Origin of the sequence: Phytohabitans maris, from assembly GCF_031085175.1 — a bacterium.
GTDB lineage: Bacteria > Actinomycetota > Actinomycetes > Mycobacteriales > Micromonosporaceae > Phytohabitans > Phytohabitans maris.
On record NZ_JAVHUY010000028.1, the window covers coordinates 54,617 to 68,922 of the forward strand.

General features: G+C 74.5%; 16 protein-coding genes. 11 read left to right on the forward strand and 5 right to left on the reverse strand.

Annotated elements, in window-relative coordinates:
* Positions 1-57: 57 nt before the first annotated feature.
* On the reverse strand, positions 58-231 hold the full coding sequence (locus RB614_RS26990; RefSeq protein WP_308715443.1) for a hypothetical protein: 174 nt from the start codon (positions 229-231) through the stop codon (positions 58-60).
* Positions 232-265: 34 nt separating this feature from the next.
* On the opposite strand from RB614_RS26990, the gene RB614_RS26995 reads away from it, so the two are divergent.
* The 11 genes from RB614_RS26995 (at position 266) to lepB (ending at position 9,595) form a co-directional block, all read left to right on the forward strand.
* Positions 266-601: a gamma-glutamylcyclotransferase family protein gene (locus tag RB614_RS26995; protein ID WP_308715444.1), complete on the forward strand. Its 336-nt coding sequence runs from the start codon at positions 266-268 to the stop codon at positions 599-601.
* Positions 602-678: 77 nt separating this feature from the next.
* Positions 679-1,989, forward strand: a complete 1,311-nt coding sequence (locus RB614_RS27000) for an MSMEG_0569 family flavin-dependent oxidoreductase (protein WP_308715445.1) — start codon at positions 679-681, stop codon at positions 1,987-1,989.
* Entirely contained in the window at positions 1,986-2,807 is an 822-nt protein-coding gene (locus tag RB614_RS27005) for an amidohydrolase family protein (protein WP_308715446.1), read from the forward strand. The genes RB614_RS27000 and RB614_RS27005 overlap by 4 nt, the downstream gene beginning before the upstream one ends.
* Before the next feature lie 11 nt (positions 2,808-2,818).
* The gene (locus RB614_RS27010; RefSeq protein ID WP_308715447.1) at positions 2,819-3,331 is read left to right on the forward strand and encodes an MSMEG_0572/Sll0783 family nitrogen starvation response protein; all 513 of its coding nucleotides are present in this window, start codon (positions 2,819-2,821) and stop codon (positions 3,329-3,331) included.
* 5 nt (positions 3,332-3,336) lie between these two features.
* Positions 3,337-4,398: an MSMEG_0568 family radical SAM protein gene (locus RB614_RS27015; protein ID WP_308715448.1), complete on the forward strand. Its 1,062-nt coding sequence runs from the start codon at positions 3,337-3,339 to the stop codon at positions 4,396-4,398.
* A gap of 5 nt (positions 4,399-4,403) precedes the next feature.
* Entirely contained in the window at positions 4,404-5,789 is a 1,386-nt protein-coding gene (locus RB614_RS27020) for an MSMEG_0567/sll0787 family protein (protein WP_308715449.1), read from the forward strand.
* Positions 5,790-5,832: 43 nt separating this feature from the next.
* A complete protein-coding gene (locus RB614_RS27025) occupies positions 5,833-6,663 on the forward strand; it encodes a carbon-nitrogen hydrolase family protein (protein WP_308715450.1) in 831 nt (276 codons plus the stop codon).
* Positions 6,660-7,484 (forward strand): carbon-nitrogen hydrolase family protein, encoded by an 825-nt coding sequence (locus tag RB614_RS27030; protein ID WP_308715451.1) that lies wholly within the window; start codon positions 6,660-6,662, stop codon positions 7,482-7,484. Before RB614_RS27025 ends, RB614_RS27030 begins: the two co-directional genes overlap by 4 nt.
* Complete coding sequence (locus RB614_RS27035; protein WP_308715452.1) at positions 7,484-8,584, forward strand: MSMEG_0565 family glycosyltransferase; 1,101 nt, start codon at positions 7,484-7,486, stop codon at positions 8,582-8,584. Before RB614_RS27030 ends, RB614_RS27035 begins: the two co-directional genes overlap by 1 nt.
* A gap of 22 nt (positions 8,585-8,606) precedes the next feature.
* A complete protein-coding gene (locus tag RB614_RS27040; protein ID WP_308715453.1) occupies positions 8,607-8,930 on the forward strand; it encodes a PadR family transcriptional regulator in 324 nt (107 codons plus the stop codon).
* The gene (lepB, locus tag RB614_RS27045; RefSeq protein ID WP_308715454.1) at positions 8,927-9,595 is read left to right on the forward strand and encodes a signal peptidase I; all 669 of its coding nucleotides are present in this window, start codon (positions 8,927-8,929) and stop codon (positions 9,593-9,595) included. The genes RB614_RS27040 and lepB overlap by 4 nt, the downstream gene beginning before the upstream one ends.
* Here lepB and RB614_RS27050 read toward each other — a convergent pair.
* The 4 genes from RB614_RS27050 to RB614_RS27065 form a co-directional block, all read right to left on the reverse strand.
* A complete protein-coding gene (locus RB614_RS27050; RefSeq protein WP_308715455.1) occupies positions 9,582-10,079 on the reverse strand; it encodes an SRPBCC family protein in 498 nt (165 codons plus the stop codon). The two genes, lepB and RB614_RS27050, sit on opposite strands and share 14 nt — an antisense overlap.
* Positions 10,076-10,510, reverse strand: a complete 435-nt coding sequence (locus RB614_RS27055) for an ArsR/SmtB family transcription factor (RefSeq protein WP_308715456.1) — start codon at positions 10,508-10,510, stop codon at positions 10,076-10,078. Before RB614_RS27055 ends, RB614_RS27050 begins: the two co-directional genes overlap by 4 nt.
* An 80-nt stretch (positions 10,511-10,590) precedes the next feature.
* Positions 10,591-12,399, reverse strand: coding sequence for a carbohydrate-binding module family 20 domain-containing protein (locus RB614_RS27060; RefSeq protein ID WP_308715457.1), 1,809 nt, complete (start codon positions 12,397-12,399; stop codon positions 10,591-10,593).
* Between the two features lie 145 nt (positions 12,400-12,544).
* Positions 12,545-14,224, reverse strand: a complete 1,680-nt coding sequence (locus RB614_RS27065; protein ID WP_308715458.1) for a glycoside hydrolase family 99-like domain-containing protein — start codon at positions 14,222-14,224, stop codon at positions 12,545-12,547.
* Positions 14,225-14,306: the final 82 nt, after the last annotated feature.

The following is a 14,306-nucleotide window of genomic DNA, read 5'->3' on the forward strand; positions in this document are numbered from 1 at the left end:
GCCAGATCCCCAAGAATCGTCGAGCGAGACCTGCCCAGGTGCGCCGCACCTGGGGTCCTAGGCGCCGGCGCCGCCGTTGGTCCAGGGGCCGGCCGCGCTCGCGTCGCGGCCCTGGTTGGCGATCCGCTCCGACTCCCGTGCCGCCCGCCGCGCCGCGCGGTCGGCCTGGGCGGCGATCCTCGCCGCCCGCCTCTCGGCCCTGCGGGCCTTCCAGTCGCGTAGGTTGAGCATCCACCCAGAGTAGTTCCAGAAGCCAAGGGGAAACATGCCTCTGCTCTTCTCGTACGGCACCCTCCGCGACCCCAAGGTCCAGCTGGCCAACTTCGGCCGCGAGCTGGTCGGGCGGGAGGACGAGCTTCCCGGGTACCGCCTGGACGTGCTCGAGATCGACGACCCGTACGTGCTCGACGTCAGCGGCCTGGCCCGCCACCCGATCGTGGTGCGGACCGGCGACGGGCGGGACGGCGTGGCGGGCGCGGTGTTCGAGGTGACCGACGCCGAGCTCGCCGCCGCCGACGAGTACGAAGTGGACGACTACGAGCGGGTGCTCGCCACGCTCTCCTCGGGCGCCGAGGCATGGGTGTACGTGAGGAGCATCTAACGGCCGCTTGTTCCGGATGAAACCGCGCGGAAACCAGCGGCGGCTGGAGTGTTCGGCATCGGACCGCGGGAGGTGCCATGCCGGACAGCGACATCCTCGGCGGCCACCACCGCGTCGTCGTGGTGGGTGGCGGGCAGGCGGGGTTGGCGATGAGCTGGCACCTGCGCCGGCGCCGGATCGAGCACCTGGTGCTGGAGCGGCACCGGGTCGGGTACGAATGGCGGGCGCGGCGCTGGGACTCGTTCTGCCTCGTCACGCCGAACTGGCAGTGCCAGCTGCCCGGATTCCCTTACCCGGGGCCGGATCCGGACGGCTTCATGGGGCGCGACGAGGTCGTGCGCTACCTGGAGGAGTACGCGGCCTCGTTCGACCCGCCGCTGCGCGAGGGCGTCGAGGCGACCCGCCTGCGGCGCACGGAGGCGGGCGTCTTCGAGCTCGTCACCAGCGGCGGCACGGTCACCGCCGACCAGGTGGTGGTGGCCACCGGGCCCTACCACACGCCCGCCGTGCCGCGGATGGCCGAGCGGCTGCCGGCCGGCGTGACCCAGCTGCACTCCTCCGGATACCGGGAGCCGGCCCAGCTGCCCGAGGGCGCGGTGCTCGTGGTCGGCACCGGGCAGTCCGGCTGCCAGATCGCCGAAGACCTCCACCTCGCCGGCCGCCGCGTCCACCTGGCGGTCGGCGGCGCGCCCCGCGTGGCCCGCTTCTACCGGGGCCGTGACGTGGTGGCCTGGCTGGCCGACATGGGCTACTACGACAAGGGCATCGACGAGTTCGCCGACGCGGAGGCGGTGCGCTTCCGGGTCAACCACTACGTCACCGGCCGCGACGGCGGGCGCGACATCGACCTGCGGGCCTTCGCCCGCGACGGCATGCGGCTGCACGGCCGGCTCGCCGCGATCGCCGGCGGCAGCGCCGCCTTCGCCGGCGACCTGCGGCACAACCTCGACCACGCCGACGCGGTCGCCGAGTCCATCAAGGACACCATCGACGAGTTCATCCTGGCGTGCGGCATCGAAGCGCCGACCGAGCCGCGGTACGTGCCGGTGTGGGCGCCACCGTCCGACCACCCGTCCACACTGGACCTAGCGGCGGCGGGTGTGTCGGCGGTGGTGTGGGCCACCGGCTTCCACCGCGACCACCGGTGGGTGCGGGTGCCGGTCTTCGACGGCCGTGGCTACCCGACCCACCGGCGCGGCGTCACCTCCTGCCCCGGGCTCTACTTCCTCGGCCTGCCGTGGCAGCACACCTGGGGTTCCGGCCGCTTCTCCGGCGTGGCCCGGGACGCCGAGCACCTCGCCGACCGGATCGCCGCGATGGAGCTGCGCTGGGCCGTCGAAGAGGTGCGCTGGATCGCCGGCACGCCGCCCGAGCGGGTGGCCTCGTGAAGCGGGTCTGCGACGCCCACCGGCACCTGGGCACCCTGCCGGCGTACCCGTTCTACGGCGGCCCGCCGGTGCACCCCGACGTGACCGCCCGCGCGACGCTCAAGCAGCTCCTGGCCGACCTCGACGCCGAGGGCACCGAGCGGGCCCTCGTCCTGCCCAACTACGGGGTGCCCGACCCGGACCTCGCCTTCTCCCTCAACGAGCTCTGCGTCGAGGCGGCCGCCGCCGACGAGCGGATCCGATGTGGACTGTGGGTGTCGCCGCGCCCCGAGGACGGGGAGCGTACCGCCGCCGCGCTCGCCCTCGCCGGCGAGGCGGGCGTCCGCGCGCTCAAGCTCAGCTTCCTGCTCGGCGGCCGGGCCACCGACCCCGCCTGCCGCCCGGCGCTCGACCGCGTCTTCGCCGCCGCCGAGGCGCACGGCCTGGTCGTGCACGTGCACACCTCGCCCGGCGCCGCCTCCGACGTCGACGAGGTCGGCCACCTCGTCGAGTGGTACGCCGACCGCGTGCCGGTGCACCTGGTGCACTTCGGCGGCGGCATGAGCGGGCACATCAAGCTCGCCGGCGCCCGCTTCCTCGACTGGGTGGCGGCCGGCAAGCGGGTCTACACCGACATGTCCTGGGCCATCGGCTTCGCCCCGCGCTGGCTAGCCGCCGAGATCGAGCGGCGCGGCCTCGGCCACGACCGGGTGCTCTTCGCCAGCGACGAGCCGTGGGGCGACCACGCGGGGGAGTACGCCAAGCTGCGCGCCGCGGCGGGGGACGGCGCCCTGGCCGACCTGGTTTTCCGCGACAACTTCGCCCGTCTGTACCCATGAGGAGGAGAGCTGTGACCGACCTGAGCGACCTGGAGAAGCAGAGCCTCGACGAGATCCCCCACCCCTCGCTGCCGCAGGGCTCCAGCATCTACGGCGGCACCAAGGTGTTTCCCGACTACCAGGCGGAGAACGGCGAGGTGTACTTCACGCTCGTGCACGGCATCGCGCACGAGTCGTCGGTGAGCTTCGTCGCGATCCTGCAGGCCACCCGCGCGCTGCGCAAGGGCTTCGAGTCGGCCATCTACTTCTACGGCCCCGGCTCGCTCAACTGCCTGGCCACCCGGGGCTTCCCGACCACCGGCAACTCGGCGTTCCCCGGCGAGCACAACATCAACAACTCGCTGAGCACGTTCATCGCCGAGGGCGGCAAGGTGTACTGCTGCCGCTTCGGGCTGTCGCTGCACGGCGCGCGGGAGGAGGACCTCATCGAAGGGGTCATCCCCACCCACCCGCTCGACGTGCAGGACGCGCTCATCCACTACGCGCGCAAGGGCGCGATCATCAACTCCACGTACATGTTCTGATCGCCATGCCGGACGACCGCCTCACCACGCGGGTCGACGTCGCGGTCCGGGGTGTCCGGGTGGACGCCCCGGTGCGCCGCCCGGCCGGCGCCGGCCCCAGCGACGACGGGCACCTGCTGCTCGACGGCGCCAACGCCGCGCTGCCGATCAACCCGGCCAGCCCGTACCGGGTGCGGGACGGCCGGCTGCTCAACGGCACCGTCGACACCGGACTGTCCATCGTGGCGGTCCGCCGGCCCCGCTTCTACGACCTGGAGACGGCCGACGGCGTGCGGTACGAGCGGATCGCCCGGCTGCACGGGGCGGACGTGCTCGCCACCACCGTCGTGCAGACCTGCGTCCGGTACGCCGAGGAGCAGCGCTGCCGCTTCTGCGCCATCGAGGAGTCGCTGCGCGGCGGCGCCACGGTCGCGGCGAAGACGCCGGCACAGCTCGCCGAGGTGGCCGAGGCGGCGGTACGGCTCGACGGGGTGCGCCAGATGGTGATGACCACCGGCACCACGGCCGGGCCGGACCGCGGCGCCCGCATCCTGGCCCGGTGCGTGCGGGCGGTGCGCGCCGCCGTTCCCGGGCTGCCGATCCAGGTACAGCTGGAGCCGCCCGCCGACCTCTCCGCCCTCACCGAGCTGCGCGAGGCGGGCGCGGTGGCGGTCGGCATCCACGTCGAGTCGCTCGACGACGCCGTACGCCGGCGGTGGATGCCGGGCAAGGCGACGGTGCCGCTGGCGGCGTACGAGGCGGCCTGGGACGAGGCGGTCCGCGTCTTCGGGCGCAACCGCGTCTCCACGTACCTGCTGGTCGGGCTCGGCGAGGACCCGGACGAGCTCGTCGCGGGCGCGGGGCGGCTGATCGCGCGCGGGGTGTACCCGTTCGTGGTGCCGTTCCGGCCGATGCTCGGCACCCTGGCCCGGCGCGACGGGGCGAGCGCGCCGCCGGTGGCGCTGGTCCGCGACGTGACCGCGCGGGTCGGCGCGCTGCTGCGCGCGGCCGGGATGACCGGCGCCGAGCAGGAGGCCGGCTGCGCCGCGTGCGGTGCCTGCGGTGCGCTCCAGGCGGCCGGGGGGTGAGCGGGATGCTCGACGTGCCGGCCCTGCTCGGCGAGCGTCCACAACGGACGGCCGCGTTCCGGATCGAGGAGGCGGGCGACGCGGCCACGCTCGCCGCGTACCGCTCCCTGCGCACCCGCGTCTTCGTCGACGAGCAGGGGCTGTTTCGGGGCACCGACCGGGACCCCCGCGACGACGACCCGCGCACGGTGGTGCTGGTCGCCCGCGATCCACTGGGGACGGTTGTCGGCGGCGTCCGGCTCGGCCCGGTCGACGGCGGCCGCGACCTCGGCTGGTGGACCGGCGGCCGGCTCGCCGTCGACCCGGCCGCCCGCGGCTCGATGGGCGTCGGTGCGGCGCTGGTCCGGGCCGCCTGCGCCCGCGCCGAGAGCGCCGGAGTGCTCCGCTTCGAGGCGACCGTGCAGGCCCGCAACGAGCGCATGTTCGCCCGTCTGGGCTGGCGGCGGGTCCGCGCGGTGACCGTGGCCCGCGCCCCGCACGTGCTGATGCGGTGGCCGATCGGGCGGATCGCCGCGCTCGCCGCCGCCACCAAGGGCCCGCTCGGCCCGCTGCTGTCCGGTCTCGCGCCGGGCGGGCGGGGCTTCGTCGGCGACGACGGGGCGCCGGTGCCGGGCAGCGACCTGGTGGCCGCCTGCGACGCGGTCGTACCGTCCATGGTGGAGCGGGACCCGGTCTGGGCCGGCTGGTGCGCGGTGCTGGTCAACCTCAACGACCTCGCCGCGATGGGCGCCACGCCGGTCGGGCTGCTCGACGCGCTCGGCGCCCGGGACGCCTCGTTCGCCGCGCGGGTCCTGAGTGGACTGCGCAAGGCCTGCGCCGCGTACGGGGTGCCGCTGCTCGGCGGCCACACCCAGCTCGGCGTGCCGGCCGCCCTGTCGGTGACCGCGCTGGGCCGCACCGAGCGACCGGTGCCGGCCGGCGGAGGCGAGCCGGGACACCGGTTACGGCTGACCGTGGACACCGGCGGCGGCTGGCGAGCCGGGTACCACGGGCGGCAGTGGGACTCGACCACCGGCCGCCGTACGCCGGAGCTGCGCGCGATGCTCTCCACCGTGGGGCGGTCCCGGCCGGCCGCCGCCAAGGACGTCTCGATGGCCGGGATCGCCGGCACGCTCGGCATGCTCGCCGAGGCCAGCGGCTGCGGCGCGGTGCTCGACGTGGCCCGCGTGCCGCGCCCGAACGGCGCCACGATGGGCGACTGGCTGACCTGCTTTCCCGGCTTCGGCATGCTCACCGCCGACGCGGCGGGCGCGCCGGCACCGGCGGCCGGGCCGGCGGCCAGCGCGGTCTGCGGCTCGCTGGTGGCCGGGCAGGGCGTGTGGCTGCGCTGGCCGGACGGGGAACGCACCGAGGCGATCGCCGGTGCGGTGACGGGATTGGGGGCGGCGTGACCGAGCTCGCGGACCGCGCCCCCGCACGCCACGGGGAGGCGATGTGACCACGCTCAGGATGGCCGCGGTGGCGGCGCCGTTCGGGCGCGACCTGGAGGCGGGCTTCGCGCTGATCGCCCAGCTGATCGACGCGGCCCGGGCCGACGGGGTACGGCTGCTCGCCCTGCCCGAGGCGGCGCTCGGCGGCTATCTGGCCAACCTGGACGGTGACGCCGAGGGGCCGCCCGCGCTCGACGCCGACGGGCCGGAGATCCGCCGCCTCTCCACATTGGCCGGTGACATGGTGGTCTGTGCCGGCTTCTGCGAGGCGGCCGGCGGCACGCGGTACAACAGCGTGGTCTGCGTCAGCGGCGACGGCGTGCTCGGCCGGCACCGCAAGGTGCACCAGCCGCTCAGCGAGGACGCCAGCTACGCGGCCGGCGACCGGTTCGCGGCGTTCGACACGCCGGTCGGGCGGCTCGGCATGATGATCTGCTACGACAAGGCGTTCCCGGAGTCGGCCCGCGCGCTCGCCCTCGACGGCGCGGAGATCGCGGTCTGCGTCTCGGCGTGGCCGGGCAGCCGCACCCGCCCCGCCGCCGACCTGGCGCAGGACCGGTGGACCCGGCGGTTCGACCTCTTCGACCGGGCCCGGGCACTGGAGAACCAGATGGTCTGGCTCTCCGCCAACCAGTCCGGCACCTTCGGCGACCTGCGCTTCGTGGCCAGCGCCAAGGTGGTCGACCCGGGCGGCGACGTGCTCGCCACCACCGGGGTCACGGCCGGCATGGCGGTGGCCGAGCTCGACGTCCGCGCGGCCCTGGCCACCGCCCGCCGGTCGATGGCGCACCTGCGCGACCGGCGCCCGGAGGCGTACCTGGCGCCGGCCCCGTGAGCCAGGTGCGGATCGCGGGCGCCGCCGCGCACTTCGGGCGGGACCTGGAGTGGTGCCTGGCCCGGATCGGCAAGCTGGTCGGCGACGCCCGGCACGCGGGGGCGGCGCTGCTCGTGCTGCCGGACGCGGCCCTCGGCGGGTACCTGGCCGACCTGCGCCACCCCGACCCGGACGCGCTGCCGCCCGCGCTCGACCCGGACGACCCCGTCTTCGCCAAGGTGGCCGCGCTCGCCGGCGAGATGGTGGTCTGCGTCGGCTACTGCGAGGCGGACGGCGACGGCGGCCGGTACAACGCGGCCGCCTGCCTGCACGGCGACGGCGTGCTCGGCCGGCACCGCAAGGTGCACCTGCCGGCCGGGGAGACCGCCGCGTACCGGGCCGGGGACGCGTTCACCGCGTTCGACACCCCGGTCGGGCGGCTGGGGATGCTGATCGACTACGACAAGACGTTCCCCGAGTCGGCGCGGAGCCTCGCGCTCGGCGGCGCGCAGATCCTCGCCTGCCTCTCCGCCTGGCCGGCCAGCATCACCAACCAGGCGCCCCGGATGTCGCAGGACCGGCAGTCCCGCCTCTTCGACCTGTACGACTGCGCCCGCGCCGCGGAAAACCAGGTCGTCGTGGTCTCCTCCAACCAGACCGGCGCGATGGGCGGGATGCGCTTTCTCGGGCAGGCCAAGGTGGTCGGGCCGGCCGGCAACATCCTCGCCCGCACCTGGGCCAAGGCCGGGCTGGCGGTGGCCGAGCTCGACGTGGCCGCCGAGATCGCCCGGGCCCGGCGGGTGCTGAGCCACCTGGACGAGCGCCGCCCGGACGCGTACTGATGCGCATCGCCCTGCTCAGCTACTCGACCCGGCCGCGCGGGGGAGTGGTGCACACGCTCGCCCTCGCCGAGGCGCTCGCCCGCGCCGGGCGGGACGTGACCGTGTGGACACTCGGGCGCGGCGGCGACACCGCGTTCTTCCGTCCGGTCGACCCGGCGGTGCGGGTGCGCGTCGTACCGTTCCGCGATGTGGACGGCGAGCCGGTCGGTGCCCGGGTGCTGCGGTCGATCGCCGCGCTGCGGGACGCGTTCGACCACAGTGGATACGACGTCGTGCACGCCCAGGACTGCCTCAGCGCCAACGCGGTCGGCCGCTGCGTGCGCACCGTGCACCACCTCGACCGCTTCACCACGCCGGAGCTCGCCGAGTGCCACGAGCGGGCGATCGTCACCCCGTACGCGCACGTCTGCGTCTCCGCCGCCGTCGCGGCCGAGCTCCGCGCGGGGTGGGGGATCGCGGCGACCGTCATCCCGAACGGCGTGGACGCGGCCCGCTTCGCCACCGCCGCCGGCCCGTCCCCGGACGCGGTCGCGGCCCGGGCGGCCTGGCGGGAGCGGCTCGGCCGCTACGTGCTGACGGTCGGCGGGATCGAGCCGCGCAAGGGCTCCCTGGAGCTGCTCGACGCGTACGCGCGGCTGGACCGGGACGCCCGACTGGTCGTGGCCGGCGGCGAGACGCTCTTCGACTACCGCGACTACCGGGCGGTGTGGGAGGCGCGGGCGGCCCGGCTCGACGTCGCGCCGGTGGTGCTCGGCCCGGTACCGGACGGCGATCTGCCCGCGCTGGTGGCCGGTGCCGCCGCGTTCGCGTTTCCGTCCACGAAGGAGGGTTTCGGGCTCGCCGCGTTGGAGGCGCTCGCCGCCGGCGTACCGCTGGTCGTCTCCGACCTGCCGGTGCTGCGCGAGGTGTTCGGCGGCGCGGCCCGGGTCGCGGCCGGCCCGGCGGCGTTCGCGGCGGCGCTGCGGGACGCGCTCGACCGCCCGGACCCGGAGCGCCGTGCCGCCGGCGCCGCGCTGGCCGCCCGGCACACCTGGGACGCGGCCGCCGCCGGCCACCTGGCGCTCTACGAGAGGCTCGTGGTGCGGCGTGGACAGTCATAGTCTCTATATGTAGACTTTCGATGTGCCTCGTATCCCACACACGTCGCCGCAGACGTTGCGGCTGTTCGCCGCGCTCCTGGCCGACCCCACCCGCCGGCGCTACGGCTACGACCTGAGCCGGGAGACCGGCCTCGCCTCCGGCACCCTCTACCCGATCCTCATGCGCCTGACCCGGCAGCGGCTGCTCGACGCCGACTGGGAGGCGTCCACCGAGCCGGGCCGGCCGCCCCGGCACACCTACCGGCTGACCGCCGAGGGCGCCGCCCTCGCCCGGGAGCGCCTCGCCGCCGCCCGGCCGCCCAGGCGCGCCGCCGGCCCGGCCCTCGCGACGGGAGCGGGCGCGTGACCGGGCTGGTGCGCCGCCTGGCGTACCGGATGCTGGTGCTGGCCGTGCGCGGGCGGCGCGATCGCGGCGGCGACTGGGGTGAGGCGGTGCTGGCCGAGTTTCCCGGCACGAGCGGCGGGTGGCAGGCGCTGCGCTGGTCGGTCGGGGGCGTCCGCACCGCCCTTCGCGAGCGCCGCGCCGCCCGTTCGCGGGCCGCCACGCTCCGGCGCCGGATCGCCGTCGCCGCGGCGGTCGCGGTCCTCGCGCCGTTCGGCGTCCAGCACTGGCTGCTCACCCCGGTGTACGTGCCGAGCGCCGCGATGGCGCCCACCCTCGCCCCCGGCGACCGCTGGCTGATGGACCGGGTCAGCTTCCGGCTCACCGGGCTGCGGCACGCGGACGTGGTCGCGTTCGCGCGGGTGGAGCAGGGGCGGCGGTTTACCGCGGTGCGCCGGGTCATCGGCCTCGCCGGCGACGAGATCGGCTGCCGCGACGGTGCGGTGCTGCGCAACGGCGCGGTGCTCGACGAGCCGTACCTCGCCGGTCCCGCCGCGCCCGCCGGCTGCGCGCCCATGACGGTGCCGGCCGGGACCGTCTACGTGCTCGGCGACGCCCGCGGCGTGGCGCGCGAGTGGAGCCCGGTCCCGCTCGACCGGATCGAGGGGCGGCTGCTCACTCGGCTGTGAGCGCCTCGTAACGGCCTTTCAGCGCCGGGTAGTAGGCGCCGAACTCGGCCCGCGCCGTGCCGTCCCGGGCGGCGACGAGCAGGTCCAGATAGTACTCCCAGCCCGGCCCGATCTCGCCGACCCCTTCGGCGCCGCGCAGATGGTGGACGAAGCGCAGCTCCGTGCCACCGTCCACGTCGGACAGCAGCAGCTCGGTGTGCCAGCTGCCGGCCTCGTCCACCGTGGACAGGGCGAGGTGCCGGGGTGGCTCGCAGGCGTCGATGCGCATCTCCATCCAGGGTGCGCCCTCCTCGAACACCATCCGCACCTTCACGGAGCGCCCCGGAGCGGCCTGCCCCTCCCACGGCCCGAACCACCTCGCGGTGCGCTCCGGCTCGGTGAGGCTGGCCCACACGTCCTCGGCGGGCGCCCGAAACCTGCGGGTCAGCACCAGGTCGACCCCGGTGTCGGTGCGGAACAACCGCCCGGTCGGCACGGGACTCATGCGCTGCGCTCCTCTCCGCCGTCCTTCGTGGACGGTCTCACGCTCTTCGTGGCGGGCCCGCGCCCCGTACCGGCCGGGGGCTCGCCGGCCGGCGTCCGGCGGCGGTCGCGCCGCGTGCGGTACACCTCGGTCTCCAGGGCGTCGAAGCGGCGCGACCAAGCCGCGGACGCCGGGTGGTCCGCCACGAACGGGGTCAGCCACTCCGCCAGCCGGGCGAGCGGCGCCGGGTCGAGGCGGTAAAAGCGCCGCCGGCCGGTGAGCTCGTCGTGGACCAGCCCGCTCGCGCGGAGCACGCGCAGGTGGCGGCTCACCGCCGGCCGGCTGATCGCGAACCGGTCGGCGATCTGCCCGGCCGACATCCGCCGCTCGCGGAGCATCGCCAGGATCTCCCGCCGCACCGGGTCGGCGATCGCACCGGCCACCTCGTCCACGCCGAAAGCGTAACCCATTGGTTACGGATTAGCCAAGGCGCGGTGCCCGCCCGCGCGGGGACGGGCGGGCACCGCGGAGGTCAGCGCCAGGTGATCGGGGCCGGGGCGGCGCCGGCGGGGGGCAGGGTGCGGGTGGGGCCGGGGGGCCAGGTCACCGTCCCGTCCGGGTTCTTCTTGATCAGCTTGTACTCGACGGGCTGGCCGAGGGGGAGGCCGACCGTCCCGGTCCACACTGGATAGTTGGTGGGCGAGAGCGCGACGGCGCCGGCCGGGTTCCACGAGCCCAAGGGGGACGTGGAGCCGACCACGAAGACGTTCTGTCCGAAGTAGGTGGTGGCCGTCGCGTCGAACCTGACGGCCGCCGTGCCCCCGCCTCCGCCCGTCCGCGCCTGGACGTGCAGCGCGACGCCACGGTTGGCCGGGATGCTCGTGGTGAACGCGCCGCCGGAGACCGCGACGGTGCCGCCGGTGCAGGCGCCGGTCGCCGCGTCGTACCTGCCGCGCGCGACGTTGCAGTAGGTCCCGTCCGGCAGGCTCGTGCCGAACGTGCGGCTCCACGCGTCGCCGGTCGCGTTGAACGCGGCGTACCCGCGGCTGCCCCGCGCGAACGCGAGCCGGCCGTTGCCGTCGGTCACCGTGCTCGTGATGCCGGTGCCCTCGGTGGCGTTGCGGAAGCTGGGCATGCCGGCGACCTGTTCGTTGCGGTGCTCGCAGACCCACTGACCGTTGGCGCAGTCGGTGGCGTTGGTGGTGCCGTTCGAGGAGCTGGGCGGGCCCTGCGCCTGGTTGGAGCCGAAGGCGTAGCTCGACATGAGCTGCACCGTGCCGTACGGGTGGGCCATCATGAACGCGTCCGCGAGGTAGTACCGGTCGCCGTTCTTGTAGGTCAGCGCCGGGCTGGCCCGTTGCGTGTCGTGGTTGTCGACGAACACGACCGCCTGGCCGCCGGAGAGCCCGCCGTAGTCCGGCAGGTTGGCGAACTGGGCGATGTTTCCACTCTGGAAGCCGCCGGCGACCGCGCGCTGGTAGTCGAAGTTGGTCACCTTCCCCAGCGGCGCGTACGCGGTGTACGGGATCGTCGCGTCGCCGTACACCTCGTGGAACACGTCCGGCCGGCCACCGAAGCCGGGCACGTCGTGCAGCCGGGAGATGATGTCGGCCAGGTGCGCCTCCTGCACGTGCTTGGCCGCGTCGACCCGGAAGCCGGCGACGCCGAGGTCGATCACCGAGTTCATGTACTTGGCTATCTTGCGGCGTACCTCAGGATCGCCGGTGTTGAGGTCGGCGAGCGCGAGCAGCTCGCAGTCCTGCACCTCGGCCTTGCTGTTCCAGTCGCTGATCGTCGTGTAGCAGGGCCCGAAGTCCGGGTACCGGTACGCGTCGCCGGAGCCGTCGTTGAACAAGTTCAAGTACTCGTACTTGCTGTACACCGTGCCGGCGCTGCCCGGGCCGCCGCCCGCCGAGCCGCTGCCGGTCATGTGGTTGAGCACCACGTCGACGTAGATCTTGACGCCGGCGTCGCGGCAGCGCCTCACCATGTCGACGAACTCGGCGCGGGTGCCGCGCCGGGTCTGGTCGAGGCGGTACGAGACCGGCTGGTAGTCCTGCCACCAGGGGTAGCTGGCGCCCTCGGCGCTCGGCAGCACGACGTGCTCCTGCGGCGGCGAGACCTGGACGCCACCCCAGCCGTCGGGGCCGAGCGTGGTCTCGCACTCCCGTGCGACGGAGCTCCACCGCCACTGGAACAGGTGCACGATCGACGACCCGTTGGCCACGGCGGCCTGGGCGGCCGGTGCGGTGGCGACCGTGACGGCGACGGCGGTGAGCAGGAGAAATGGGACGGTCACGGCCGCTGCCCAGCCGGTCGCGGCCGTTCTGCGATGTGTCACTGCGCCTCCCGGGGTGAGGTTCAGTGGAAGTCCTTGCGATCACTGCAAGAACTTTCACAGCATCGCAACAAGATAGCAACATCGATGGCCGTTTGTGAACCTCTGGTTTCCGGTCTCGGCTTTCGCGTCTGGCTTTTCGCGATCCTCAGGGCCGCGCGACGCAACCTGACCCGGCCGTCAGTTTCAGCTCCTGGCGGAGGATGTCCAGGTAGCGGCAGCCGTCGCGGGCGTTCGGCTCGATGTAGCCGCCCTCGTGCCACTCGTTCCAGGCGTAGACGAGCACCAGGTTGTCCACAACCGAGGTACGGGTGGACCGGGCGATGTCGGTCGCGGTGTTTCGCGCGGCCTGGGTGAACAGGTCGAACGACTGGTCCGGCAGGAAGAGCGCGTCGGCGGCGTCCGGCACGAGGATCGGGTAGCGGGGGCGTTCGTCGAAGTCGGACATGACACATCGCACGTACGCCGGCGCGCCCCGGTCGAACGTGGCCTTCTGCCCGCGCACGTATCCGGCGTAGCTGCCCGCCCGCACCGCCGCGTACGGCGCCGCGCAGTAGTCGCCGTCCGCGCCGACCGGGCCGAGCGCCAACCCCAGATCCTGGTGGGCCAGCACGAGGATCTCCTCGCCGAGCGCGGTGCGGGCCCGGGCGCGCAGGGTGTCCACGAAGGACCGTACGTCCGCGGCGGCGCCGGCGCCGATGCCGCGCGTGTCGCAGAGCCACACGATCGGCCGCCCGTCGTTGGCCCGCAGGTACGTGGGCTGCGCCAGGTAGCGGCTGACGAGCGTGTCGGCGACCAGCCCGTACTGGTCGGCGGGGATCTTCAGGATGCCGCCGTCCCAGGCGTGCGCGCAGACGCTGATCCCGAAGTCGAGCGCGTCCCGGTTGCCGGCCCGCAGGAACGAGCGCAGTCCGGCCGCGTGCCGCTCGGTGCGCTCGGCCGCGTTCCAGTACCAGTAGAACGTGAAGTAGTCCAGGCCGGCCGAGGAGGCCTGGGAGATGTGCTTCTCCACGGTGGACACCTGGGCGTCGTCGTAGAACCCGATCGACGGTACCCGGTCGGAGAAGTCGGCGTCCGGCCACTGTCCCTTGTACACCGGCACCGACGGGTCACCGCCCGAGTAGTCCCGGACGCCGGCCCACCAGTCGGGGTAGGTGCGCTTGTAGAAGTCGTACCCGCCCTGGATGATGCGGGCGTTGGAGTCGGCGTTCCAGGTGCCGAAGTAGAGGGCACCCACCCGGTTCCACTGTGGATGCACGTAGCCGAGCGGACCGTCCCGCCGGTAGCCCTGGGCGAGCAGCGCGTCCGGGTCGCCGTACGGCGCCTCCATCGACAGGCGCCAGCCGGCCGGGCCGGAGAAGCGGGACAGCAGCGCCAGCCCGGTCGCCGGCCGCGCCGCGGTGTGCCCGACCACACCCTCGTACCGGAACGCGCCGGACGCGACGAGCGAGTCACGCTCCGATGTGGACGCGGTCAGCAGCCAGCCGGTGGCGACCACCCGGGTCAGCCGGTAGACCGGTTGCGAACCGGTGAACGCCGCCTGACGCAGGTAGCCGAGCCGGTTGGGCAGCAGCCGGAAGCCGTGCCCCGCGACGGCCGCGTCCGCCTCCGCCCGGGAGAGCGTCCACAGTGGTGTGCCGGCACCGTTCTCCAGTTGCAGCAACGGCAGCGGGTCGCGGACCGCGCCCTGGCCGGCGGCGGCGAACGCCACGACCGGCGGCGTCGCCCCGGCTGTCCCGGCCTCCGCTTCCGGCCGCGCGATCTGGGCACTGGCCGCGACCAGCACCAGGCTGGCGGCGGCCGCCAGCATCCCCCGTATCCCCCGCACGATGGTTCCCTTCGGTGTCAGTCCTCTTCGGAACGGTGGTTCCGTTTGTGTGTCGGTCCCTTTCGGGTGGTGGTTCCCTCTC